This is a genomic window from Nocardia sp. NPDC101769, from assembly GCF_044766925.1.
Taxonomy (GTDB): domain Bacteria; phylum Actinomycetota; class Actinomycetes; order Mycobacteriales; family Mycobacteriaceae; genus Nocardia.
The window spans coordinates 29,917-53,203 of record NZ_JBIWMX010000037.1 but is presented as its reverse complement, the minus strand read 5'-3'; the positions used below and the strand labels follow the sequence as shown (position 1 = coordinate 53,203).

24 protein-coding genes and 2 pseudogenes are annotated in these 23,287 nt (G+C 65.2%); 15 read left to right on the top strand and 11 right to left on the bottom strand.

Translation table 11 applies throughout. From position 1 onward, the window contains the following. Nucleotides 1-71: 71 nt before the first annotated feature. The gene (locus ACIRRA_RS38590; RefSeq protein WP_402778958.1) at nt 72-572 is read right to left on the bottom strand and encodes a TetR/AcrR family transcriptional regulator C-terminal domain-containing protein; all 501 of its coding nucleotides are present in this window, start codon (nt 570-572) and stop codon (nt 72-74) included. Nucleotides 573-1,043: 471 nt separating this feature from the next. Here ACIRRA_RS38590 and ACIRRA_RS38585 point away from each other — a divergent pair, with 471 nt between their 5' ends. The 6 genes and pseudogenes from ACIRRA_RS38585 to ACIRRA_RS38560 all read left to right on the top strand — a co-directional run bounded on the left by ACIRRA_RS38585 (nt 1,044) and on the right by ACIRRA_RS38560 (nt 8,464). After that, nucleotides 1,044-1,841, top strand: a complete 798-nt coding sequence (locus ACIRRA_RS38585) for an ABC transporter ATP-binding protein (protein WP_402778955.1) — start codon at nt 1,044-1,046, stop codon at nt 1,839-1,841. Continuing rightward, on the top strand, nt 1,838-3,172 hold the full coding sequence (locus ACIRRA_RS38580; RefSeq protein ID WP_402778952.1) for an FtsX-like permease family protein: 1,335 nt from the start codon (nt 1,838-1,840) through the stop codon (nt 3,170-3,172). Before ACIRRA_RS38585 ends, ACIRRA_RS38580 begins: the two co-directional genes overlap by 4 nt. A gap of 551 nt (nt 3,173-3,723) precedes the next feature. Continuing rightward, a pseudogene (gene istA / locus ACIRRA_RS38575) lies at nt 3,724-5,266 on the top strand (IS21 family transposase). Nucleotides 5,267-5,319: 53 nt separating this feature from the next. Beyond that, nucleotides 5,320-6,075 carry an IS21-like element helper ATPase IstB gene (istB, locus tag ACIRRA_RS38570; protein ID WP_402778949.1) on the top strand — a complete coding sequence of 252 codons (756 nt, stop codon included), beginning with the start codon at nt 5,320-5,322 and terminating at the stop codon, nt 6,073-6,075. Between the two features lie 518 nt (nt 6,076-6,593). Next, a pseudogene (locus ACIRRA_RS38565) lies at nt 6,594-7,602 on the top strand (DUF5753 domain-containing protein). Between the two features lie 31 nt (nt 7,603-7,633). Continuing rightward, entirely contained in the window at nt 7,634-8,464 is an 831-nt protein-coding gene (locus ACIRRA_RS38560; RefSeq protein WP_402778946.1) for an SAM-dependent methyltransferase, read from the top strand. A 702-nt stretch (nt 8,465-9,166) separates the two neighbouring features. Here the strand turns inward: ACIRRA_RS38560 and ACIRRA_RS38555 are convergent. After that, complete coding sequence (locus ACIRRA_RS38555; protein WP_402779049.1) at nt 9,167-9,589, bottom strand: MerR family transcriptional regulator; 423 nt, start codon at nt 9,587-9,589, stop codon at nt 9,167-9,169. Nucleotides 9,590-9,697: 108 nt separating this feature from the next. Between ACIRRA_RS38555 and ACIRRA_RS38550 the strand changes: the two genes are divergently transcribed. Both ACIRRA_RS38550 and ACIRRA_RS38545 read left to right on the top strand, forming a co-directional pair. Then, nucleotides 9,698-10,624 (top strand): alpha/beta fold hydrolase, encoded by a 927-nt coding sequence (locus ACIRRA_RS38550; protein ID WP_402778943.1) that lies wholly within the window; start codon nt 9,698-9,700, stop codon nt 10,622-10,624. Nucleotides 10,625-10,986: 362 nt separating this feature from the next. Beyond that, entirely contained in the window at nt 10,987-11,862 is an 876-nt protein-coding gene (locus tag ACIRRA_RS38545; RefSeq protein WP_402778941.1) for an alpha/beta fold hydrolase, read from the top strand. Between the two features lie 113 nt (nt 11,863-11,975). On the opposite strand, the gene ACIRRA_RS38540 is transcribed toward ACIRRA_RS38545, so the two are convergent. After that, nucleotides 11,976-12,101 (bottom strand): recombinase family protein, encoded by a 126-nt coding sequence (locus ACIRRA_RS38540; protein WP_402778937.1) that lies wholly within the window; start codon nt 12,099-12,101, stop codon nt 11,976-11,978. 677 nt (nt 12,102-12,778) lie between these two features. Between ACIRRA_RS38540 and ACIRRA_RS38535 the strand changes: the two genes are divergently transcribed. Further along, the gene (locus ACIRRA_RS38535; RefSeq protein WP_402779046.1) at nt 12,779-13,135 is read left to right on the top strand and encodes a transposase; all 357 of its coding nucleotides are present in this window, start codon (nt 12,779-12,781) and stop codon (nt 13,133-13,135) included. A gap of 300 nt (nt 13,136-13,435) precedes the next feature. On the opposite strand, the gene ACIRRA_RS38530 is transcribed toward ACIRRA_RS38535, so the two are convergent. The 3 genes from ACIRRA_RS38530 to ACIRRA_RS38520 all read right to left on the bottom strand — a co-directional run bounded on the left by ACIRRA_RS38530 (nt 13,436) and on the right by ACIRRA_RS38520 (nt 15,187). Beyond that, nucleotides 13,436-14,161 carry a DUF4232 domain-containing protein gene (locus ACIRRA_RS38530; RefSeq protein WP_402778934.1) on the bottom strand — a complete coding sequence of 242 codons (726 nt, stop codon included), beginning with the start codon at nt 14,159-14,161 and terminating at the stop codon, nt 13,436-13,438. A 538-nt stretch (nt 14,162-14,699) separates the two neighbouring features. Continuing rightward, a complete protein-coding gene (locus ACIRRA_RS38525) occupies nt 14,700-14,960 on the bottom strand; it encodes a hypothetical protein (RefSeq protein ID WP_402778931.1) in 261 nt (86 codons plus the stop codon). A 35-nt stretch (nt 14,961-14,995) separates the two neighbouring features. After that, a complete protein-coding gene (locus ACIRRA_RS38520) occupies nt 14,996-15,187 on the bottom strand; it encodes a hypothetical protein (RefSeq protein WP_402779043.1) in 192 nt (63 codons plus the stop codon). 115 nt (nt 15,188-15,302) lie between these two features. Here ACIRRA_RS38520 and ACIRRA_RS38515 point away from each other — a divergent pair, with 115 nt between their 5' ends. Together ACIRRA_RS38515 and ACIRRA_RS38510 are read left to right on the top strand one after the other, a co-directional pair. Further along, entirely contained in the window at nt 15,303-15,605 is a 303-nt protein-coding gene (locus ACIRRA_RS38515) for a hypothetical protein (protein ID WP_402778928.1), read from the top strand. Continuing rightward, nucleotides 15,598-15,933: a hypothetical protein gene (locus tag ACIRRA_RS38510; RefSeq protein ID WP_402778925.1), complete on the top strand. Its 336-nt coding sequence runs from the start codon at nt 15,598-15,600 to the stop codon at nt 15,931-15,933. Before ACIRRA_RS38515 ends, ACIRRA_RS38510 begins: the two co-directional genes overlap by 8 nt. 350 nt (nt 15,934-16,283) lie before the next feature. Here the strand turns inward: ACIRRA_RS38510 and ACIRRA_RS38505 are convergent, their stop codons facing one another. Continuing rightward, a complete protein-coding gene (locus ACIRRA_RS38505) occupies nt 16,284-16,598 on the bottom strand; it encodes a hypothetical protein (protein WP_402778922.1) in 315 nt (104 codons plus the stop codon). A 65-nt stretch (nt 16,599-16,663) separates the two neighbouring features. Here ACIRRA_RS38505 and ACIRRA_RS38500 point away from each other — a divergent pair, with 65 nt between their 5' ends. Together ACIRRA_RS38500 and ACIRRA_RS38495 are read left to right on the top strand one after the other, a co-directional pair. Then, complete coding sequence (locus ACIRRA_RS38500; protein WP_402778919.1) at nt 16,664-17,032, top strand: hypothetical protein; 369 nt, start codon at nt 16,664-16,666, stop codon at nt 17,030-17,032. Between the two features lie 120 nt (nt 17,033-17,152). Next, on the top strand, nt 17,153-17,536 hold the full coding sequence (locus ACIRRA_RS38495) for a TM2 domain-containing protein (RefSeq protein ID WP_402778916.1): 384 nt from the start codon (nt 17,153-17,155) through the stop codon (nt 17,534-17,536). Nucleotides 17,537-17,548: 12 nt separating this feature from the next. On the opposite strand, the gene ACIRRA_RS38490 is transcribed toward ACIRRA_RS38495, so the two are convergent. After that, nucleotides 17,549-17,638 (bottom strand): hypothetical protein, encoded by a 90-nt coding sequence (locus tag ACIRRA_RS38490; RefSeq protein ID WP_402779040.1) that lies wholly within the window; start codon nt 17,636-17,638, stop codon nt 17,549-17,551. On the opposite strand from ACIRRA_RS38490, the gene ACIRRA_RS38485 reads away from it, so the two are divergent. Continuing rightward, nucleotides 17,594-17,731 (top strand): hypothetical protein, encoded by a 138-nt coding sequence (locus tag ACIRRA_RS38485; protein WP_402779058.1) that lies wholly within the window; start codon nt 17,594-17,596, stop codon nt 17,729-17,731. The genes ACIRRA_RS38490 and ACIRRA_RS38485 overlap by 45 nt on opposite strands. Beyond that, entirely contained in the window at nt 17,728-17,937 is a 210-nt protein-coding gene (locus tag ACIRRA_RS38480) for a hypothetical protein (protein WP_402779055.1), read from the top strand. Before ACIRRA_RS38485 ends, ACIRRA_RS38480 begins: the two co-directional genes overlap by 4 nt. A 749-nt stretch (nt 17,938-18,686) precedes the next feature. On the opposite strand, the gene ACIRRA_RS38475 is transcribed toward ACIRRA_RS38480, so the two are convergent. The 3 genes from ACIRRA_RS38475 to ACIRRA_RS38465 all read right to left on the bottom strand — a co-directional run bounded on the left by ACIRRA_RS38475 (nt 18,687) and on the right by ACIRRA_RS38465 (nt 23,232). After that, nucleotides 18,687-20,828 (bottom strand): serine/threonine-protein kinase, encoded by a 2,142-nt coding sequence (locus tag ACIRRA_RS38475; RefSeq protein WP_402778913.1) that lies wholly within the window; start codon nt 20,826-20,828, stop codon nt 18,687-18,689. A 1,261-nt stretch (nt 20,829-22,089) separates the two neighbouring features. Then, nucleotides 22,090-22,623, bottom strand: coding sequence for a DUF4822 domain-containing protein (locus ACIRRA_RS38470; RefSeq protein ID WP_402778910.1), 534 nt, complete (start codon nt 22,621-22,623; stop codon nt 22,090-22,092). A 108-nt stretch (nt 22,624-22,731) separates the two neighbouring features. Continuing rightward, nucleotides 22,732-23,232 (bottom strand): nucleoside deaminase, encoded by a 501-nt coding sequence (locus ACIRRA_RS38465; RefSeq protein ID WP_402778907.1) that lies wholly within the window; start codon nt 23,230-23,232, stop codon nt 22,732-22,734. Between the last annotated feature and the right edge of the window lie 55 nt (nt 23,233-23,287).

The window sequence follows — 23,287 nt, the reverse complement described above, 5'->3', positions numbered from 1 at the left end:
ACCAGCGCCGATCCCGACTCACACCATGATCACGAAGTCCGGCTGGAGCATCAGCGGGTAAGCGTGAGTGGTCAGCGGGAGTTCCGGTCGACGATTATGTTGGCGACGCCATCGAGTAGGCAATGTAGTCCGAATTCGAAGATACTGTGCGGCTGAGAGGCTTCGAAGGCGTCGGTCCCGAAGCGCGCGATCATCGGCAGCGCGCCCGAGGCGAACGTTTCCTGGACTTCGCCGCTGCGGGCGCCGATCCATTCCTCGCGGGTATCGTTCGCGAATTGTTCCCGGGCCAGCGGATACGCCGCGCTCTGTGTGTGGGTGGAGACCACGATCGCGATCCGAACCATAGTCGGGAAGTCGAGGCCGAGATCGTCGACCGCGCGGATGCGCCAATCGGTGTACGCCATCAGCCGCGGTGCGATCGGCGGCCGGGTGGTCAACGCAAAAAGCTGTGGCACCCAAGGGTGTTCGCGGTAGATCTGCCATTCTTGCCGGGCGGAAAGTTCCAGCTTCGCTCGCCACCCCGGCGGGCCCGGTTCGGGTAGCGGGTGATCACCGAAGACCGCGTCGATCATGAGCCGCCCGAGTTCCTCTTTGCCGGAAACGTAGCGGTAGAGCGACATCACGCCGACACCGAGTTCGGCGGCAGTGCGGCGCATGGAGGGTCCGGGGCCGCCTTCGCGGTCGACCAACTCGATCGCGGCCCGCACCACGCAATCGGTGGAAAGTGCGGCATCGGCCACTGCCGTGGGCTCAGCGGCGCTCTGTTGTCTTGCCGCGACACGTTCCCGATACGCACGCGCGCGGCATGCACGGGAACAGTATCTGGCAGGCCTGCCACGCACCGCAGGCGGCAGCGCGCGGCCGCAGATCTGACAGTTCGGCATGCGACCCTCTTTTCGTCACGAATCTTCGAACGGTGACGAAAGTCTACCTCGACGGTTCTGGTGTGTCGAAAATCGTGATTGCCTCCGCAAAATAGCAGGTCAATACGATTTATGTTATCCAAATGTGCGGCGTACGCAGACGCTCAGTACGATGTATTTATGACTCGTACGGTGTACCCAGTAAATGTGCCGGAGGCAGCACTCGGGCGTAACAGTGTGGAGTTGCGTCAGGTGGTGAAGGTGCATGGGCAGGGTCCTACCGCGGTCAGAGTCCTCGACGGAGTGAGCTGGGGATTTCCTCGGCGTACCTTCACGGCGGTCATGGGGCCGTCCGGATCGGGAAAGAGCACGCTGCTGCAGTGCGCGGCAGGGCTGGACCGGCCGACGTCGGGATCGGTTTCGATCGACGGAACCGAGTTGACGACGCTCGACGAGACTGCATTGACACGCCTGCGCCGCGACCGGTTGGGCTTCATCTTTCAGTCCTACAATCTGGTTCCGACCTTGACCGTGGCGCAAAATGTCACGCTGCCCATGGAATTCGCTTCCCGGCCGATTCCGGCCGGCGCCGTGCGCAACGTACTGGCCCGGCTCGGCCTGGAGCAGCACACGCACACACGGCCCGCGGCGTTGTCGGGTGGTCAGCAACAGCGGGTGGCGATCGCCCGCGCGTTGCTGGGCGATCCCGCGGTGATCTTCGCCGACGAGCCGACCGGCGCACTGGACAGCCGTGCCGCCGCCGAAGTGCTCGGCCTGTTACGGGGAGCAGTCGACAGCGGGGGCCGCACCATCGTGATGGTCACCCACGATCCGGTCGCTGCGGCGGTGGCCGATGCCGTGGTGTTCTTCGCGGACGGGCGGGTGGTGGACGTGTTGCATCGCCCCAGCGCGGACGCAGCGGCGGCGCGTATGGCGCGGCTGGCCGATGGCTTCGCCGAGCGGGGCGGGGTCCGATGATGTGGCGTTTTGCCCTGCGCACGGTGCGGGCACGCTCCTCCGCGTATATCGCCTCGGCGTGTGTGATCGGTGCTGGAACGGCGTTGCTGACCGCGTTCGCCGCGTTGGTCGAGACCGGCATCACCATGCCGGCGGGCGGCGGGGAATCGCTGGCCATTCTGGCCACCATCATGGGTGGCTGGACGGTTGTTGTCGTAGTGTTCGGGATCGCCTCCACGGTCACGCTCGTAGTCCAGCAGCGCACACGAGAACTGGCCCTGATCCGATTGATCGGAGCGGTTCCCCGGCAGGTGTGCGCAATGGTGGTAGTGGAGACGAGCGCGGTCACGTTGCCCGCTGCTGTGGCCGGCCTCCTACCGGGTATCGGACTCGGCGCGTTCCTGCTCGATCGGATGGTCGGGGTCGGTGTGGTTCACGAGCCGATCCAGCTTGCCGTGAGCCGGGCGACCATCGCAGCGAGCGCGGTGATCTCGGGGTTGGCGGCGGTGGTGGCGGCGGCGATCGCCGGTCGGCGCGCGGCGATGGTCGCGCCGGTGCTCGCCCTGGCCGACGCATCGGGCGCGGAGACGGGCCCGGTCTCCCGGGCGAAGACGATCATCGGCGTGGCATTTCTGCTGATCGGCATCGGCTCCGGGATCGGTACGCTGTTCATGGCCGACGGGCCGCTATTGGCCGCGGTAGCCGGGCCCGCGTGCATCGGTGTCGCGATCGGCCTCGCGCTGTTGAGTCCCTTCGTCGTCGCGACGCTCGGGCGGATCGCGACGCTGGTGCCGAGCAGTGTCGGCAGACTGGCCATGCGTAATCTGAACGCCCGTGCCACGCAGGCAAGTACGATCGTCGGCGCGCTGGCCCTGCTCGTCGGTATCGCCACCGGCACGCTGTACATGCAGAGCACCGAGGACAGCATCGTCGATCGCGCACCGGATGACATCGGACCGCAGTTCGCGGCCGCGAACTACCTGATCGTGGCGATGATCATCGCATTCTGCTCGATCGCCGTCAGCAATTCGCTGATCGCGGCGACCTGGCAGCGCCGCAGGGAGTTCGGCCTGCTCCAGCTGACGTCGTCGACGAGGCGTCAAGTGCTGGGCATCGTGGCGGTCGAAAGTACCGTCACGACCGTCATCGCGGTTGTCCTCGGCACGATTGCGGCGGCAGCCACCGTCGTTCCCTACAGCATCGTCAAAACCGGGTCGCCGATCCCGGCCGGTCCGTGGTGGATGTACCCCGCGATCGTGGCAGCCGGTTTCTCCATCGCCCTTGCCGCGACCTTGTCGACGAGTGTTCGCGCCACACGCCTGCGACCGGTCGCTGCCCTCACAACACTGTGAGCCCAAGCGGGAACGACCCCACCGGCAGACCCGCGCCCGGTCCGCCATCGAAAGCAGACAAGCCGTGACCGAGAATCGAGAATTAGACCTCGTTCTCTTCGGCGCCCGACGTCAGCGAACCAGCCCGCAACCCCGATATCGACCACCACGGTTTCACCGACGATCACACGCCGGTCGCATGCGCGAAGGCTGGACGTCCCACCGCGACCTGGGTCCTTTCGGTTCCCGTCATCGGCACTGCCAATCAAGGTGAACCGTGCAACCCGACAGTCCAGGGATTCATCACCGACCAGGAGACTGGCCGCGACCTCATCTGCATCGACATCCAAACCCGAAGTTGTCAGCGGTCAAGTAATTCCCCCAGGTGAGGGGTAGTTCCGTCACGGAATTCCCCCACCTGGCTGTCACCGAATTCCTCCACCCGGCCGTCACGTAATTCCTCCACCCGGCGGTGTGTCGGCCGTGGGCGTGTCTCGCACACATGTTCGCTTGTTCTCGACGGTTGTTCCGGCGAGGAGAGCGAGAAGAAGATGGCGAGGAGGAGTTTCTCGGTGTTCGATCTTGTCGAGCTCTACACCCACTGGCAGGCCGGTCGCGGGCAACGCGAACTGGCGGCGTCGCTGGGCATCGACCGGAAAACGATCCGGAAATACGTCGCACCGGCCGTCGCAGCCGGCATCGAGCCGGGCGTGAGCCCGCCGTTGTCGGCGCAGCAGTGGGCCGAGCGGGCGGCGGAATGGTTTCCCGGACTGCATGATCCGGGTGCGCGGGCGGTGACATGGCCATTGATCGACCCGCACGCCGAGCGGATCCGGGAGTGGCTGGATGCGAAGGTAACACTCGCGACGATCGCGCAGCGGTTGCGTGACGACTACGAGGTGGAGGTGTCGGAGTCATCGGTGCGGCGTTGGGTGGCAACGCATTTCGCCGACGAGGTGGCGCGGGCGAAGGTGACGGTGCCGCGGCCGCCGGTTCCGCCGGGCAGCGAAGCCCAGATCGACTACGGCACGCTCGGGTCGTGGTTCGACCCGGTGCGCGGGCGGCGAGTATCGGTGCAGGCGTTCGTGATGGTGCTCTCGTGCTCACGGATGCCGTTCCTGCAGCCAGTGCTGTCGATGGATCAAACATCGTGGTGCGCTTCGCATGTCGCGGCATTCGAGTTCTTCGGCGGGGTCCCCGCGAGGCTGGTGATCGACAATCTGCGCACCGGTGTCGACAAGCCCGATCTCTACGACCCGAAACTCAACCGCACCTACGCCGAACTCGCCGTGCACTACGCGACGTTGATCGACCCCGCGCGGGTCCGCAAGCCGAAGGACAAGCCACGCGTCGAACGGCAGATGCAGTATGTTCGCGATTCCTTCTGGCGCGGACGGGAATTCACTACGCTGGCGCAGATGCAGGCCGAAGCGGTTCGCTGGTGTCGCGACGTCGCCGGGCTGCGCAACTCCCGCGCCCTGGACGGCGGACAACCGTTGCGGGTGTTCGAAGCAATCGAACGCGACGCGCTGGCACCGCTGCCGACGACGCCGTTCGTGTTGTCGGTGTGGTCGACCGGGAAAGTCGGGCTCGACACCCACATCAAGATCGGGAAAGCGTTGTATTCGGTGCCGTGGCGGCTGATCGGGCAGACCCTGCACGCCCGCACCAGCGGCGATATCGTGCAGATCTTCCGCGACCAGCACGTGGTCGCCACCCACGTCCGCCGCCTGTCAGGGCGAGCGACGAACATGAGCCACTATCCGCCCGAGACGGTCGCGTTCCATCTGCAGGGCCCGACCTGGTGCCGCAAGATCGCCGCCGACGTCGGACCGGCCTGCGAACTGGTCATCGGTGACCTGTTGTCCCCGAACGCGATCCACCACCTGCGCGCCGCTCAAGGCATCCTCCGGTTTGCGGGAGAAATACGGCATCGACCGCCTGGAGGCGGCCTGCTCACGCGCGATCGAGGTTGGTGACCCCTCCTATCGCACCGTCAAAGGCGTCCTCGCCGCCGGCACCGAAACCGAGGACCCGTTCGCGGGCACCGGCGGTGGTGACATCACCGCGGTTCCGGCGTTCCTGCGCGGCCCCGGCCAGTTCAGCAACAACTGACCTCCCCTCGGTCGGAGCATTCCAATTCTTCACTCCAACAAGGAAATACATTCATGAACATCAGTGACCCAGCCCTGCGTGACGTTCTGCGCGCGCTGAAACTCACCGGCATGCTCGACACCCTCGACGCCCGCCTTGCCCAGACCCGCGACGGGAAACTCGGGCACCTCGAGTTCCTGCAGGTCCTCTGCGAGGACGAGATCGCCCGCCGCGAAACCAACGCTCTCACACGACGAATCCGACGGGCGAAGTTCGAAGAACAAGCCACCTTCGAGGACTTCGACTTCGCCGCGAACCCGAAACTACCGTCCGCGATGATCCGCGACCTGGCAGCCCTGCGCTGGCTCGACTCCGGCGAGTCGGTCATCCTCTACGGACCAGTCGGGGTCGGGAAAACCCATGTCGCACAAGCACTCGGACACGCGGTCGCCCGCCGCGGCGGCGATGTCCGCTTCGCCAAAACCAGCCGAGTGCTGGCCGACTTGGCCGGTGGCCACGCGGACCGGTCCTGGGGCAAACGGATTCGTGAATACACCCGCCCGCACGTGTTGATCCTCGACGACTTCGCCATGCGCGAGCACACCGCCCTGCACGCCGACGACCTCTACGAGCTGATCAGCGAACGCGCACTCAGCGGCAAACCGCTCATCCTCACCAGCAACCGCGCCCCGAAAGACTGGTACGCCCTGTTCCCGAACCCCGTCGTCGCCGAAAGCCTGCTCGACCGGCTGATCAACACCAGCCACCAGGTCCTCATGGACGGCCCGTCCTACCGACCCCGCAAACGACCCGGCCGACCCACCAACTGACCACCGCACAGCGAATCGCTACGCTCGCAGCGAGGCACGCCCACTGGAGGAATTCCGTGACGGCAGCCCGGAGGAATTACCTGACGGTCGACACCCGAAGTCATCTCGAATACTACTGAGAGCCACACTATTTCGCTGACATCCTCTGCTTTTGGTGGCTCAGCTCGCCGTGCCGAGTTACCTGGGCGTAAGCCGCCGGCACGGCTGAACGAGCGGTAGCTTCGCAGCTCGCGTGGCGGTGGACCGGTTCGCCCCGGCGCCGAAATCACCGCCACCGTGACGATTCCACCCCAGTCCGGCGAAGCATCACTGCTGCAACACCTTCCACGCACCCTCGATCGAGTCCCGACCGCCTCACGGGTGCTGCACCGCTCGACGACCAGACAGCCATCCCGCTCACCACACTCGATTCCACTCCGATAACTTCGCCGCCTGCCGTCAACCGCGTCATGGTCAGAGAGGTCTTCCGTTGACTCCACGTATCCCGTGAACAGCCGGCAGACGATGTCACGCGGCCGATGTCACGTGACCGCACGGCCATGGCGTGGTGGCACGGCGTGCAGCCAACTCACGTTCGATCGCGACGGCCGCTTGCGGGAGTCCAATCGCAGGCAACTGTGCGATCCTCCGATATACCGCCTCGGCACTGTGATTCGCTGCTACCTCAGCGATCCCGAGCCTGTCCGCTGTGTCCCGGTCGGCAAGGTCGTTGGTGTTCGTCACCGGCTCCCCCAACAACAACGAGCGGTGCGGTCGATTCGTCTGTGCCCCACCGGAAGAATTACGTCGTGTCCGTGCATCCGCACGTGCGCCGCCTCGGAACACGGATTGTAATCAGTTGTGGCACACTCTGGTACGCCGAAACGTCACTGGGAGGGAGTGGCAGTGCTCGAAAACCGGACCACCACGGGCCCGATGGGCGGCGACACCGATCCAGGCGCGGATCCGGCCCTGTTGCGTCCTATCTCGCACTCGAGGATGCTGCCCAGCTCATCCGCTGCTATACACCGGGTCTGGTACCCGAGCTGGCGTGGACACCGTCCTACGCGCACTCTGTCACACCATCGCATATCGGGAACAGCCGCAGACATTCAGCGCCGCGTCGAGCTGCTGATGCGCCGCCAGCATCTACTCACCCGGCTCGATCCAGCGACGGTGTGGTTCGCGATCGAAGAGGCCGCGCTGCGGCGCCCGATCGGCGGATACGAGGTCTGGCAAACGCAATTGGATCACCTGGTGGCTCTCGCGGCCCGGCCGAACATCACCGTGCAGGTGGTACCCGATCGCATCGGAGGCCCGGCGATCTGCGCGGTGCCCTTCACGGTACTGCCTTTCGCTTCACCCGAACTCAGCGACGTCGTCCATCTCCAGCACGCGAGCGGCACCCAGTTCCTCGACAAGCGCGGTGAGCTCGACTGCTACAACGCCATCTGGGACCGCCTGTGCGTGTGCGTAACTACGCCGCAGCGCAGTCTCGACCTGGTCGACGCGATCCGGCCTCCCGACCGTCCGTCGGCGGACGAATAACCCGACAACACCGAAGCGGAGGGGAATCCTCTTGTCCGACAACACCATCGACAGCGAACTGCCGACCGAGATCGACATCACGATCGCTCATGAGGCGCGCGTCTACGACTACTGGCTCGGCGGCAAGGACAACTATCCCGCCGACCGAGCGCTGGGTGACGTCATCGCCGAGCATGTGCCCACGATCAAGACCATGGCCCGAGCCAACCGCGCCTTCCTCGCTCGGGCCGTCCGCTACCTGGTCGCCGAAGCCGGCGTCACGCAGTTCCTCGACATCGGTACCGGGATCCCGACCGCCGGCAACACCCACGAGGTCGCCCAGCAACTCGATCCCGCCGCGCGCATCGTCTACGTCGACAAGGACCCGATCGTGCTCGCCCACGCCCGCGCGCTGATGAACAGCACCCCGCAGGGCCGCACCCACTTCATCCACGCCGACCTGCACAACCCGAGTTCCATTCTCGCCCACCGTGCGATCGGCGAAACCCTGGACCGCGCCGAGCCGATCGCCATCATGCTCGTCGCGATCATGATGTACTTCCGCGACAGCGACCGCCCCCACGAGATCATCACCGAACTTCTCGATGCCGTCCCCTCCGGCAGCTACCTCGTCATCACCCACCCCACAGCCGATTTCGACCCCGAGGCGATGGCCGGGGTGGTCGCCGCCGCCGAAGCATCCGGTATCGCTTTCAACCCGCGCAGCGAATCCGACACCGCCGCACTGTTCGAGGGAACCACTCTCGTCGACCCCGGCATCACCCCCGTAGCCGCCTGGCGACCCGACCTCACCGACCGGCCCACGGCCGTCACAAACGCCGACAGTGCCTGGTATTGGGCAGGTATCGGCCGCAAGCCTTGAACTCGCGCTGACGAAAGCATGCCTGTTCCTTCTGTCGCACCGACCGGGTCGATCGATCGCAGCTGCCGCACCGTACCCTCGGTGACTTCACCGATGCCCAGTGCCACCACCACCGGCCGGAACGGATGGCGCGGCGCCTCCAGCGCGTGCCGGACCGGCAGCCACACCTCGTCCCGTTGCAGCTGGCCGTTGACCTGTGGATTCCCATCGGTCAGGAAGACGACGACCGGCGTGTAGGACTGCAGTCCGGCACGGGCGAACCGCTTGTGATCGTCGCGGAGCATCCGGTTCAGGAACGAGAAGACCTGGGCCCAATCGGTCAAGCCCTGCCACGGCGACCGCGGCAACGCCGGATCGGACCGCAGCGGAGTCAGCGGAAGCACCGCGACCGGGACATCACCGAACGCGATCATGCTCAGGTGGGCGGTGTCGTAGGTCGTCGGGTCGTCGGCCAGCACACCCAGCATGTCGGGCAACGACTGCTCGATCGTGTCCAGCGGCGTAATCGGCTGTCCCGGAGAGAATTCCGGATCCCACTGTGGGTGCCGCCCGCCAGCAGGTCCGCCACGTGCTCTACCGCTTCCCTCGACGAACTCGAAGCGCGACTACGACAACTCGCCGGCCCGTAAACGGATTGCCGCCCTTCGGTTTCGCCCCTCGCAGTGCGAGCTGTCGCGGTTGAGCAGATGCAGTGGCGGGCGCTCACTGTTGCTGCGCCAGGATTTCGTTGATGGCCTCGGCAAGGTATGGGCAGTTGTCGGCAGGATGATCGTTCGGGCATTCGAGCAGATGTGACAGGTAGTCGCGGGCGGCGGTGATCCGGGCAAGTTGCTCGTCACAGGCAGCGACTCGCGCGCGTACCGCATCTCGCCAATCCCGGCCGCCGGTACTTCCGGCGAGCACGGTCGCGATCTCGTCCAAACTCATCGACGCGCGCTGCCAGAGCTGGATCAGCGCGATCCGTCGCAGACTTGTGTGATCGTATCGCCGCTTGCCCGACACCCGGCCCGCCGGCACGACCAGCCCCATCCGCTCCCACCAGCGCAATGTCGACACTGCGACGCCGACGCGGCGAGCGACCACGCCGATCGAATAGGTTTGCTCGGCCGCCGACACCCTTGACATGAAGACGACTTTAGGTCGCAGACTGGATGAGTGGTAATGAAAATCGTCACCGACATCCTGCCAAAACTCCGCACCCGCAAGCCGTAGCGACGGGAAAGGCGAAATAGCTTGTCCGACATAGTCATCGATGGACTGGTTCTGCACTATCAGAGAAGCGGACACGGGCAACCGGTCGTTCTCGTACACGGATCGTGGGACGACCATCACGGATGGGATGACCTGGTCCCCTACCTCGAACCGCATCTGACCGTCATCCGCTACGACCGACGCGGCCATGGCCGCAGCGACTGCCCGCCCGGGCAAGGACGAATCGGCGAGGACGTGGACGACCTCGCCGGCCTCATCCAGCACCTCGGACACAGCCGGGTCCACCTCGTCGGCCACTCCTACGGCGCCACGGTCGCGCTGCTGTCGGCGCTGCGGTATCCCCAGCTGTGCCGAAGTCTCACCATTCACGAACCACCGCTGTTCGCGTTGCTCGCCGAAGCCGGCGAAGCCGAGTTGACCCGACAAGTGCGTGACCGCATGAGCCGAGTCATGACACTGCTCGCCAGCGGCGAAATCGAGGAGGGCACACAGACATTCGTCGACGAAGTCGGCTTCGGTCCCGGAACCTGGGACCATGTACTCGACTCGGGACTGCGCAAGACCTTCATCGACCACGCCGACACCTGGCTCGACCAAGCCCGCGATCCCGACCGGCTGGCATTGGAAGCCGAGCTACTGGCGACCGTCTCCACACCTACCCTGATCACGCGCGGTGACCGTGGATTGCCCTGGTACCCACCGGTAATGCGCATCCTGGCCGACACCATCCCAGACGCCATCCTGCACGTTATCCACGGGTGCGCGCATGCGCCACAGCTGACCCACCCCAACGAATTCGCAACCGCCATAATCGAACACGTCGATGTCCTCACAAGACTGTCGATGCCCGGCAGGCAGGAATCCCGGCGGCACTGCCGGCCATGCACCGATTCCCAGCATCCGATCGAGGCAAAGGTGAAGCCGTCGTCTCCCAACCCAGCCTCCTGACCAGCATCGATACCCTTAGGGACACGGCCTCTCGGCGCGGTCACCCATGTTCACGCAGGTCAAGGCATAAAACGCGACTCCAGACCACTGGAATTACGTGGGCTTTGACGAGTTCCTACGGGATGGTTGTCACGGTGGGGCGCCCGCCCCAGCGAATGTGCGCTCACCACGCTGGTTGCCAGAGAAATCCCGTAGGGCACGCTCGATGCGGCCGATGCCCGCGCGCGCCTACACCGCCGGCGCACTGTTCGGCGGCGTCAATTTCCCCCCGACGCGTCGACAGTGTCACGCCCGCGACGTGTCGACCGTGTCACGATGACGGGATGCGATAGTCCGCTGATCATCAACCGCGAAGGTGGGTCATGTCCGAATACGTCGCCGACGAGGCGTACCACGTGGTCCGGTTGCGGGACGGGCGGCAGTTGAGTTACGCGCAATACGGCGACCCGGACGGTTTCGTGACACTCAACGCGCACGGCGGGCTGGCCTGCCGTCTCGATGTGGCCGCCGCCGCGCCGACCGCAGAGCTGTGCGGGGTTCGGCTCATCTCCCCCGATCGACCGGGTGTCGGCCGTTCGGACCCGCAACCGGGCCGAACCATCCTGGACTGGGCCCGCGACGTCACCGAACTGCTCGACCGGCTCGATGTCGACCGGTTTGCCGTGATGGGCTGGTCTCTGGGCGGGCAATACGCCGCGGCCGTCGGTTACGCGCTGGCGCCGCGAGTAACCCGGACCGCCATCATCGCTGGGGCGTTACCGCTGACCGAACCCGGCGCATTCCACGGTCTGCCGACGATCGATCGCACGTACATCCGTATGTCTTGCCACGCACCGTGGGGGGCGCGGCTGTGCTTTCGCGCCATGGGGCTCGCCGCGGCATGGGCCCCGCGGCTCTACGGTTGGCTTGCCGCACGCGACCTCGGACCGGCCGACGGCGCGGTACTGAGGGCCACCGGTTTCACGACGTTCGCGCACATGTCACAGGAGGCACTACGGCAACCACAAGGAGTCGTCGAGGAGTACCGCGCCATGGTGCGACCGTGGGGCTTCGCGCCCGAGGATATCCGGGTGCCGGTGGACATCTGGGCGGGGACAGACGACCAACTCATCGACCCGTCTTGGCCGGGCGAACTCGCGCGCCGCATACCGGACGCAACGCTGCACCTGCAAGCGGGCGGGCACTTCCTAGCCCACCTGTACTACCGGGACATTCTCGAGTCGCTGCGCAGTAGCTGAACCCGCGGCCACTATCGTGAATTCTGCGCCCAAGCCGCTGCGTTAAGACCTCGGCCGACAGGTTGCGAGGCGTGAGCCGACGGCATCCACCTCAGTGCCCGTCAGCCAATTGCTCATTTTCGTGTGCGTTCGGATACCAGGGCGTGCTCGAATTCGGCTATCGCACCGAGGATTCGGAAGAACATGCGGCCGACGGCGGTGGAGGTATCGATGCCCTGACACAGCTCGCCGACCGCCACCCCAGATACGGTGCCGCCGACCGCAGATGCTCGATGCGTGTCTGAGCCCGCTTGCCGTACGAACGGATCAGCGACGCATCAACTTCCAGCTGCTCCGCCAGACGAGCCGCTGACCGGGTGTGTGGACAAGGATGCTTCGCTACTGTCGAGACCCCAAAAGAAGTGGAGTAGCCGAATTCTTCGGATTTGGTTTCGGTCGGCTATGTTCGAGACCTACGAATGATGGAGGTTCAAAATATGGCTGCTCTGTTTGCGAAAACCTATGTTGGCGTGACACTTGCGGCTGCGGCGATTGCTACCGCAGGTCCGGCTTCGGCGTCCGCGGGGATTTCGCTTCAGCCCGCACCGTCGGAGGTTTCAGCGACTTCCGCGAATACGGTGGCGGACAGCGGGTCCGGCCTGCTGCAGGGTGTACTGTCAGGAAGCGCTCTGCTGCTGTGTGGACCGTGGGCGAGCTCTCAGCCGAATCCAAATCCGTTGTGCAACACCGGAAGCGCCCACTGACGTCGCTGCGGGCTACCGAAGCGACACGCCATCTGTCGTGAATTCGGTCGGATCGGGATCCCTACTCATGTGCTGCTGCGCCCTGTGCAGTGGGGTCCCGACACTATCTGCAGAAGTATCCAGGTGAGGTGCCGGAACATCCTCGAACAGCGACCCAAAGTAGAATTGGGTAACTGAACGGAGTTGTTTGTGGCACAGAAGAAGTCGCATCAGTTCAGCCCGGAGGTCCGGGAAACTGCGGCACGCGAGATGTCAATAGGTCTCGGCCGGTCGCCGATGTCGCGCGCGATTGCGGGGTGACCGATCAGACGATCCGGAACTGGGTGAAACAGTTCCACCGCGCGAACTCGGCAGCGGACACCGGTTTGTCGATGCCGGAACGCGCCCGATTGAAGGAATTAGAGCGCCGGGTCCGGGAACTGGAAGAGGAGAACCGCTTCCTGGGAAATCGGTGGCCTTCTTCGCGAAGGAGCACCTGTAGGGGACATGCCCCGAGCATAGTCGAGCCTCAACAGGTCCAACATACGTAATCCCCTGCTGGACAGTGGATTACGTCATATCCGCCCGATTTTCCGGCGAAAGCGGCAACTGCCGCCGCATAGTGCGCGGTTCGAAACGGCCATGGGCCCTGGTCGCAGACATTCACTGCCGCATAGCACTTCACGACTGTCAACCCCTTTACTCCCGCCGAGCTGAGGAGTAGAAGTGGCGAATGTGCCCGGGGAAACCGACGTGGCCCGGATCATCGATACAGCCGGGTCTTCCGTGGCCGGCCTTGTGCACCAAGGTGATTCCTGGGGTGCCGGACAGCGGGGAGGGAGTTGCTCGGGCTACGGGGTGATGGGGTGTATGACGACCGAGCAGGGGTACATACTGCCGGTCTCCACCGGTTGGGTGGCGGTCATGTCGGGCGGGGTGACGTTGAGGGTGTGGGATACCGGGCAGGGGCGGCCGTTGTCGGTGGTGGTGCTTTCGACGATGGCGTGGGCGGGCTGCCCGGGTTTGATCGTCACCTGCTGCGGGGTCAAGAAGCTGTGGTCGGGGTTCTGGCCGTAGACGGCGCTGTACAGGGAGCGTCGGGCGTGCACCCAGTTGTTGCCCGGGGCCCACATGTCGACGCCCGGGTAGCCGACCATCCAGCACGAGGTGTTGCCGGTGGTTTCGAAGATCAGCGCGGTGCCAGCGTAGTTCTGGTTCAGGGCTGCCATGTTTTCGGCGCGGACATGGATCTGACCGTTCGTGCATTCCGTGATGGGCGCGACGGTGGGCGTCGGCGCCGGGGTCCCGGTCGAACCATCGCCCGCAACCGGACTACCTCCACCGGATGGCTGCCCGCCGCCGGAATCCGGCGAGCCCCCCGACCCCGGCGAAGCAGGCGCACCGCCGGGTGCCGGCGTCTCACCCGAACCCGTCGGACTGCCGGTCGGAGCCGAGCTCGACACGGTGGCCGGACCCGGCGAAACCGTCAGCGACCCACTTCCGTTCGCGGTGCACCCAGCGGTCACCGCCACCAACACGCCGGCCAACACTGCCGCACCCACGGTATTTCGCTTCATGATCCGATCACTCCCTTGTTTCGCGCCGTATCCCGTTGCGCTGCAGACCGATCGGCGACACTGCTGCAACGACTGATACATCTGCGCAACGGCCCGGAGTGTTAGCGAACAAGAATGTTCCCAATCGCGGATGTGGCGTATACCCCCGGTCGACGGGAGGCGGTCCGCTGCCGGCGATTACGGCGAGCCCACCTCGACCACGTACCGGCCGTGTGCGGTCATGGCGCATACAGTGCTGACTTGACCAGCCAGCGGGCATCGGAAGATCAACGGGCAGAGCGCCGTACGACCGCCTGCAGTACGCGCTCATAGCCGAATGCCGTATACGCGGTTTGGTATCAGATCCGGAATCCTTCAAGAGGTTCCACACCTGGATGGATAACGTCCTACGGGACGCCGTGCGACTCCTGCATCGGGTGGTTCGCGAAGACCTCGGGGTTAGTTCGGAGGCCGATATCAACCCCCGACAACCACGCGGATGCGGCCTTGCTCTGGATCGACGCCTGGCGCGATGCCAGTCCCCCAGTGCCCACGTATTTCAATACCCGGACTCGGGCGGCAATCCTGTCGATACACCCTCGGGTACCGGGGGTGTTGAGAATCGATCGATTCTCAACACCGGCGGTGGACGTGGTGACCGGACGAGAATCTCGGCGTAGACCCTGCCGTTCAGGACACCGACGATGGCCTCGGGGGCGGGTGCGTCCGGGAAGGCGGGCTTGCCGCGGTAGAGGTTTTCGTAGGACTCGGGATCGTGGGTCAGCGGCTTGGGTGCGGACCCGGTCGGGTTGTCGGCCATGTGTTATTTCTTTCAACTCGATCTCGGGGCCGGCATCATGCCGAATGTCCGGTCCATTCGTGTAATGCGTTGCGCCAGGCATGGTCTGCGGTATTCGAACCCGCCCAGGTGATGTAGCCGTCGGGCCTGATGAGCAGTGCGGGGCCGTCGTCGGCGTGTCGACGCCCTCGAGCTCGCGCTCCTGGAGCGGATGTGCCCCGGGCGTGTGGGCCGGGCCTGCGCGGTATCGACGCGATGCCTCATCGGCCTGCAATGCCAGCCCCACCCTCCGCGCTGCACCGCCGGGCCGGTCGGGTTCTCCAGCCAGGAACATGCGGGTAGTCTCTGCGGTAGTCTGGAGTGGTGGCGATCGAGTGGTACTGGGCACTTGCTCAGATGCTGGCGCGCGCCGGAGTCGATCCGGACGACGTGTTCGACCTGGTGGACACGTGGATGAAGGGAAATCGGCGCGTCTGGTTACGGACGGCCACCGACCCTACGACCGGGCTGATGTCCGTGGTCATTTGGGGGCGCGCCGACAACGGAAGACCGTTGGCGGTCTTCGCCAGGCGCATCGATCGCGACATCGAGGTATACAGCGCCGAGTATTTGGATTCCGATCAGACCGCGGACTTCGAGAAGTGGGAGGCAACCCGCAATGACTGATCCCTTCGACACCATGAGCCCTGCCGAGGTTGCGGCGATGACGCAGCGCCTCGTCTACACCGATGAACCGATCGAGCCTCCGGTGGAGACCGGCTCGGGCGCCGAGCCGGTACTTATCCCTCGGTCGGTGAAGCTGAGCCGCGACCTCGACAAGGCGTGCAAGCGCCGTGCCGAGAATCTCGGCCTGTCACAGTCGGCCTACATCCGGTCGCTGATCGAACGTGACATCGCCACGGCCGGGACCGGCGAGCAGCGCCCGGCGTGGGTCCGCGAACTCCTTGCCGTAATCGCGCAGCACGAGAACGACGAGTACCCCAAGGCATCCTGACCACCCACACCGGCCGCCCCAGCGCTCGAATCTCCCAGCCTCGCGGCACGGTCGGTGGGGCGGGGTGTCGCCCAGCATGTGATAGCCATGCAGCGAACAGGCCGGCGTGCTTGCTCGCCCTGTCGCAGTCCGGCCAGATCACCGGGCGGCACGGTCGACAAGCTCGCGATGCAAGGTGGAAGCATTGCCGCGCCAATATGCAAGCCGCACACGCAGTTCGGTGTCGATTCGGAATCGGTCGCGCGGCTGCGTGGGTGGCGATGGTCGGGTGCGTCCGGCATGGGCCCACCACCACACCGTGCGCTCGGTGACACCGATCGTGTGCGAGGTGAGCCGCACGTGTTCGCTGGTCAGCTCTCGAGCTTTGTCAGCCGCACCAGCATCGGCGGCGCTGGTTGTGTGTCGGGGTGAATCGTGTGGGATGTGCTGGGAGCGGCGGTGTGGGGCACGATGAGGGTGGCGATGATGGAGCCGGTCGCGAGCAGCGCCGCTGCGAGGCGAAGTGCGGTGGTGTAGCCGTGGGCGAGCGCGGTCGGGTCGGTGGCGGAACCGGTGGTGTTGGCGGCGACGGTAGCCAGGATGGCGAGGCCGAGGGAACCGCCGAGTTCGCGGGTGCTGTTGAGGATTCCGGAGGTCGGCCTATCCCCGGAATAGGCCCATCGCACGGGGGAACTCGGCATGGGTGATCGGGCCCAATCGGATTCCAAGGTCTGATGGTTAGCCTGCGGCCATGTCGCATACGTATGGGAACGCGGGCCCGGTTGCGGGCAAGCCGCCGGTGGCCGGGTGGGATGTCGCGGTTTCGATTTGTCTGCTGGTGTGCTCGCTCCTGGGGTGCGTGGCAGTGGCGGTCGCGGGGTTCTTCGTGCTTGCCTTCGCCGACTACTGCCCGCCCGAGAGCTGCCATCCCGATCGTGCGGTGAGTTGGCTCGGAGTGGGTGTGGCGGTTTCCGCGCTGACGGTCGTCGGTGGTGTTGTCGGCGTGACGGTTTCGGTGATTCGACGCAAGCGCGCCTGGCCGGTGGCGGTGGTCGTCGCGGTGGTGTGTGTGATCGGTTGTGGCGGCGGGATCGTGAGTGAATTCGCGTCGTTGTGGTAGTCCAGCCGCCCTCCAATCAGGTTCCAAACGATTCCCAATCTCGTCCGGATACCGTTGCGGCGCTTCGAGCCCGCGGATAGCCCGGTGAACCCGACCCCAGCACCCACAGGAGTAGCTTCCATGTCCAATCCCTATGAGCCCCGGATTGATTCGGGCGCAAGTCAACCGAACACCGGTCAGGCCCAGTACGGGCAGCCGCAGTACGCCCCGCCGGTGACCGCTCAGGCAGGTGTGGGTGGCGAGCAGGCCGCGCCATTCGGGCGTGATCCGCAGGGCCTTCCGTATTCGGACAAGACGAAAATGGTTGCGGGGCTGCTCGGGATCTTCCTGGGGAGCTTCGGTGCGGGCCGGTTTTATCTGGGGTACACCAAGATCGGGGTCGCGCAGATTGCGGTCACCTGGCTCACGTGTGGCCTCGGGGCGTTCTGGCCGCTGATCGACGCGGTCATGATGCTGACCGGCAAGGTGCCCGATGCCGAGGGGCGTCCACTGCGGGACGGCTGAGACCGCCGATCGTCAGTGCCACCAAGGCATGAGGGCGTCGAGGTGGCGGCGCATGCGGTGACGAGCTACTCCGGCGTCGCCCTCCAGGATCGCCTCGAGGATCTCGGCGTGCTGATGCTCGACCTCGTCGGCCGCCTGCGCGCCCGGCAGGGGCCGAGTTGTGGCCGGAGGCGTGGTGGCGGAACAGTTCGGTGAGGATCGACAGGAACAGTGACGGCACCGGATTGTCGGCCAGGGCGGCCAATTCGGTGGGCCAGCGCACCCAACCCATGATCGACCGGCTCCCGACCACCGACCCCGCCCGGTGGTTCGGCCTGCCCGTGACCGTCGCGGCGGGCTCCAGCGACGTGCTGGTGACCGGGGCAATAGTGGAGTCGACACTGACCTGCCACCCTTGCTGACCTGCGTTTAGTCACTACCCGTACGGGGTTCGGCATGGCCATCGAATCGGTCACAGCAGGAGTGGCCCTGTTGACCGAAATCCGATCGGCCAGCCGATCAGGGAGGGTGCGGGTTTTCACCCTGAGGTGGGTGTTGCTCGATCCGTTTACAGACGAGGATTGACCCTGTCCACCTCATGATCGGTACCGCGCCCAGGGATGTGATGTAGATGCCTTTTGCTGTTCAGTTTCTGTCTTCTCAGCCCGGGAAGCCCGGCATGCGACTGTGCTCGCGTGCCCAGCGCCGCATCCTTTTGTCGATGACCCTTACCGGTGGACTCATGCTGTTCGGCCCGAGCGTCCTGGGGATGTCGGGGTCGCTGCCGCTACCGGCACTCCCGGCGGCCTCCGCGTCGTCGTTCGATGCCGCCTCGCAAAGCCACTGGCGTCCGCCGGTACTTCGGTGCCCTGGCTTCGACTGCTAACTCAGTTCCCTACCGGACGGCGGGGGTGGTTCTCCCGGTCGCGAAGGTCGCGGAGAGGCGGAGGCTCCTACGAATCTATCCGGGTTTCCCCGCCCCGGACCAGGGTGAACCGGCTGCAGCACCCCAGACTCCCCATGTAACACGAACGCAGCGGTAACACGAACGCAGCGGCTTCGAGGCCGGACATGGTTTGCCCGAGGACTAGTCGACTTCGTCAGTCCGCATGACGCGAGTTATCGACGTATGGTCGATGCTGGTTGGCCGACGCGGCGGAGACATCGGCGTCTACACCGGGTTCTTCTTGAGCCAATCGGATAATCCCTGATCGGTCTTGGGACGGTTGGAGGGGGAATCGGGACCGACGGATTTGACTCGGATGGCGATGTCGCTGCTCTGATCCAACGCAACGAGCGTCGACACGGGATCGGTGAGGCAGGCGAACCGGCCGACGGTCGTGCCATTTCGAACCAACGGTTGCTCGGAAACCGTTGCCCCGTCGCACGCGCGCTCGCCGGACTTCCGTATGACACCATCGAAAAACTGGGTCGCGATCGGATGGTTGGGAAATTGGAAAAACCTTGCTGTCGGTGCACCAGACTCCTCGTTGCCGAAGCATCGAACGACGGCGGTCGCATCGCTCACGGGTGACTCGTGGCGACAGTATCGTGGGTCGTAGGCCTTGGGCAGTTTCTTGAGCAGATCGCGGTCGGCCGGAGTGTAGTCGTCCGGGTCCCTCGGAGTAGTCAGGAATTGCGAATTCCCCTCTCCCGTGTCGTGCACTGTCCAGTACATGGCGGAGCTACCGCCCACCGACTCGGGGAAGGAGAAAACCGCCATGCTCATGGCCGCGTCGTCGGTTTGGATCACGCCCGCGGTTGGTGGTGTCGTCGTGGCATTCGTGAAGCAGGCCGTCCGCCCGACCTGCCTGCCGTCTCTCGTCGCGGGGCCGTCGCGGCCGGGTGGATCGTCCGGACAGTTGCTGGTCTTCAACGCTGTCTCCAACGCTACGACGTGATAGGCCTTCCCTAGTGCGTCGGCGTTGGGAAACAGGTGGAACTCCGCGCTGGGCGCGCGGATTTCGGGAATCTCGTCGCAGCTGAGATGGGCTATCTCCCCCAGAATCGCCTCAGGGTTCCGGTGATGACAGACGCTTCGGTTGTAAGGGTCTTGCACGTTCTTCAGCAAGGTGATGTCGTCGTCGGTGAATTCGGATTTCGCCGCCCCCGAGGTCGGTGGTGTGGGCTTGTGGAGCAGCGGCCAGGCTCCGGCGGCCACGACGGCGGCAACGGCCGCGGCGGCGGCGATCCAGAGCAGGCGTGGCCGGCGCTTGGGCGCCGGAACGGATCTCGCCTCGGATGTGGAGGTCGCCCGGGGCGTGGGATGCGCCGCCACGGTGGGATCGTATTCGAATACGGCGAGGGGACTATGGTCTTCGACGTCGCCGGTAGACGATGCAAGTGCGGCGTGCGCGGCGGCGGCCAGTTCGCCGGCGCTGGAGTAGCGTTCATCGGGCGACTTCGCCATGCCGCGCGCGACGACAGCGTCGATCGAGGCCGGGATTCCCGGTGCGTAGCTGCTCGTTCGGGGTGGAGGTTCGAACATGTGGGCCCGCATGACGGCGGCGTCACCACCGTCGGTCGCGTAAGGGCGGGTGCCGGTCAGGCATTCGTGCAACACGCACGCCAGGGCATACACGTCGACAGCCGGGCCGGCCGGGCCGGCTCGGAAACGTTCGGGTGCCATGTAGCTGAACGAGCCGATCGCCGATCCGGTCTGGGTCAGGCGTTCGTCGGTGTTCGTGTTGGCCAGGCCGAAGTCGGCCAGGTAGGCGAACCCGTCGTCAGTGAGCAGGATATTGTCCGGCTTGACGTCACGATGGACCAGGCCGTCGTGGTGTGCGGCGTCGAGTCCGGCCGCGATCTGGCTGATCACCGAAACAGCTTGCTCAGGAGGCAGCGGGCCGTGGGTTCTCACCACGTTGCGGAGGCTTTCGCCATGCACGAGTCGCATGTCGATGTAGAGCAGCCCGTCGATCTCGCCGTAGTCGTGGATCGGGATGACGTGGGGCTCCTGCAGCAGCGCGGCAATATGGGATTCGCGCCGGAACCGGGCCCGATAGACCGGGTCGTCGGCCACCTGTTCGGGCAGCACTTTCACCGCGACCACCCGACCCTTGGTGGTGTCGAGTGCCTCGAATACCCTGCCCATCCCACCGGAACCGATCAGCCGCCGCAGGTAATATTTCCCGAACGTCGACCCTGGCACCAGTGGCGGCCGTAGGTTGGTCATGATTGCCCCGCCTGCGTTACGGGTAATCGCCGCAGGTTGGTCAAGATCGAGAATCGGCGCTTGAACATTGTCGACTCGCCAGCTGGTCGACGACGCGGCTGCGGCCCCTTCGGCGAAAGTGCGACCCCACTGCCACACAATCGATGACCCTTGCCATCGTAGTCCAACGGTGTTGCCCGGCGTGCTGCGAACGCTCGGGTATCGACAGGCTCTCGCGCCGAAACATCAAGCGAATGCTGGCGACTCACTGCTGGTGGCCCCATCTCGTTCCACAAATTCGCCTGGACGACTCGGTTCGCTGCGCGCAGCGTGCAGCACGCGACCGGTACTGCGATCGCTCCGGCATACGGGCAATCGAAGAACGCCCGCAGGAACTCGCGTCCGAGCGGACTCGGCAACGGCACCGCCAATGACGCCTGGACGGCACGGGCGGCCGGACCGCCTCCGCGACCAGTTCGCGGCCCTTCTCGCGGAGAAAGGTGTAGCCCGGTAGGCATCGGCTCAGCCGCAAACATCCGCGACAAAGGTGGACGGCATTCGTGAACTCCTCGGAAGCTGATTCGCGTATCGGCGCGCGATGGGTGAGGTCTGCCGCTTCGTTGGTGGCAGCCTTGACAAGAATCTTCGGCGCCGACGCTCGTCCCGAATAGCCACCATAGGTGGCGATCGTCTTCACCCCCTGGGCAACATCTCGTGCCCTGGGTGCCGGCACAGCACCGCTGGTCGGTGCCGATTCCACCGCGGTTGTACAACGGCCGGTCCGCTGCGTGACGCAATTCCGCGTGCCCCTGGTTGCTTGTCTACGCCTGCCCGTCCGCCATGAGTGAGACCGACGTCGGCGGCGTTGTCTGCACCGCGGACGGTGGTGAGGGCAACGGCCGCAACGGACCAGCGGACTCGAAGGGGCGCGTTGCCCCGGCCCATCGATGCCGCGGTCACCGTGGGGGTCTCGAATTTCGTCCATGTGTGTCCGACACCAGCGCCCAATCCGGTAGTCCCGTAGATCTTTTCCGGATAATGCGCGGGTGGAACCCCGCTGCGAGACAGACCGATCGCCCGCGATCCGGCCGAATACGTCGAGGCCCACGACAGCGGCCCACCGAGGTCACCGCTTCGGGTGGGTGGACCACGGAGCAGGTGCAGACCTTCGCCACCAAGGCAACCTTGGAGCGGTTGCACGCTCATCGGCAGAACTCCCCTCGGCGGAGGGTCGAACCCACCTTGCGCCGCCGCGCCGCCTCCGAGACACAGTGCCTGTCAACGGCATTGGTGGGATCCGGACCCGGAGGTCTGCCGTGGCGGCTGTTCGACATCGGCTCGAGCAGGTGACCACTCGAATCCGGCGCCACGCCCCGGGTTGATGCGTCGACAGGCCGGCGACCTGACGACGGCTCGGGTTCTATTTGGTCGGTTCCGGATGCGTCGTGGGCGTGTGGATGATGTCGTAGTACACGGCCTTGTTGGCGGCATCCGGGTACACGCGGTAGGTGAATTCCTTGTCGGTGAGGGTGACGATGTCGACTTCTCGGCGGAATTGTTCTTGTCCGGCATCGTTTTTCGCGACGATGGTGCGAGTCTTGCCGTCCGGCGAGACCGACCAGTCACCATGTGTCTTCGGCGTGTTGTCGAGGTTGAACATGGTGAAGGTGCCGTCGGTCTTGAAGTAGGCGAAGCCGACGTAGTTCTTGACGTTGCCATCGGTGAGCGGCACCGATGCGCCCTGGGCGTCCTTTGCGGACGTGGTCTCCCACGGAGTGGAGGCCAGCACCGCCGACGGCGAACCCGGGGCCACCGCCGCCGAGGTCACGGCGATCATCGAGGACGTCGGGGCGGATGTCGAGTGCACCGCAGGGCTCGAGTTGTCGTTGCTGCTGCACGCGGCGAGCACACCGACCGCGGCCAGCGCTGCGGCGAGGGAGGCGACTTTCTTCATGTGCATTGTCCTATTGATCACGGGATGTTTGTTCGGGGAACGTCGGGAGAACTCCGCCGCCGGACGCGCGCCGCTCACGGGAAGCGTGCTGCCGCAGTGAGGTGCCGATCAGTGCGCGGTGGGTGCGCCCGCCACGCGCCGTTCGCCGTTGTTGCGCTGTTGCCAGAGACGGTAGACGTCGACGGCGTCGCTGCGGGATTCATGGCGCATGGGGAGGCGGCGCTGGTCCCACGGCTTGCCGAACTCGTCGTAGAAGGTGTTGAACTCGAAGTACTTTCGATCGTCGACGTAGTACGGCTCGTACGCTTCGCGCGTGGTCAGGAAAACGACCTCGTCGGGCGAGCAGTAGTAGAGCGCACCCAGACACATCGGGCAGGGCAGCGCCAGGATATAGATGGTGGTCCCGGTCAGATGTTCGGTGCCCAGCGCGGTGCAGGCCTCGCGGATGGCGAGGATTTCGGCATGGGCGGTGGGATCGTTGGTCTGGGCGACCCGGTTGGGGCTCTCGGCCAGGATCTCGCCGTCTTTGACGATGACCGTGGCGAAGGGGCGCCCGCCTTCTTCGACGTTGCGGCGAGCCAGATCGATGGTGTGCTGCGCGAAGTCCATTGCGGTCCTTCCGGATTGACCTCACCGTCGGAACGGTTCGGTGAGTCGGTACTTG

Bases quoted from the DNA above. Each gene is read 5' to 3' on its own strand.
- ACIRRA_RS38590 (WP_402778958.1), bottom strand. From the start codon at position 572: ATGATCGACGCGGTCTTCGGTGATCACCCGCTACCCGAACCGGGCCCG.
- ACIRRA_RS38585 (WP_402778955.1), top strand. From the start codon at position 1,044: ATGACTCGTACGGTGTACCCAGTAAATGTGCCGGAGGCAGCACTCGGG.
- ACIRRA_RS38580 (WP_402778952.1), top strand. From the start codon at position 1,838: ATGATGTGGCGTTTTGCCCTGCGCACGGTGCGGGCACGCTCCTCCGCG.
- istB (WP_402778949.1), top strand. From the start codon at position 5,320: ATGAACATCAGTGACCCAGCCCTGCGTGACGTTCTGCGCGCGCTGAAA.
- ACIRRA_RS38555 (WP_402779049.1), bottom strand. From the start codon at position 9,589: ATGTCAAGGGTGTCGGCGGCCGAGCAAACCTATTCGATCGGCGTGGTC.
- ACIRRA_RS38545 (WP_402778941.1), top strand. From the start codon at position 10,987: ATGTCCGAATACGTCGCCGACGAGGCGTACCACGTGGTCCGGTTGCGG.
- ACIRRA_RS38530 (WP_402778934.1), bottom strand. From the start codon at position 14,161: ATGAAGCGAAATACCGTGGGTGCGGCAGTGTTGGCCGGCGTGTTGGTG.
- ACIRRA_RS38525 (WP_402778931.1), bottom strand. From the start codon at position 14,960: ATGGCCGACAACCCGACCGGGTCCGCACCCAAGCCGCTGACCCACGAT.
- ACIRRA_RS38510 (WP_402778925.1), top strand. From the start codon at position 15,598: ATGACTGATCCCTTCGACACCATGAGCCCTGCCGAGGTTGCGGCGATG.
- ACIRRA_RS38500 (WP_402778919.1), top strand. From the start codon at position 16,664: ATGTCGCATACGTATGGGAACGCGGGCCCGGTTGCGGGCAAGCCGCCG.
- ACIRRA_RS38495 (WP_402778916.1), top strand. From the start codon at position 17,153: ATGTCCAATCCCTATGAGCCCCGGATTGATTCGGGCGCAAGTCAACCG.
- ACIRRA_RS38470 (WP_402778910.1), bottom strand. From the start codon at position 22,623: ATGAAGAAAGTCGCCTCCCTCGCCGCAGCGCTGGCCGCGGTCGGTGTG.
- ACIRRA_RS38465 (WP_402778907.1), bottom strand. From the start codon at position 23,232: ATGGACTTCGCGCAGCACACCATCGATCTGGCTCGCCGCAACGTCGAA.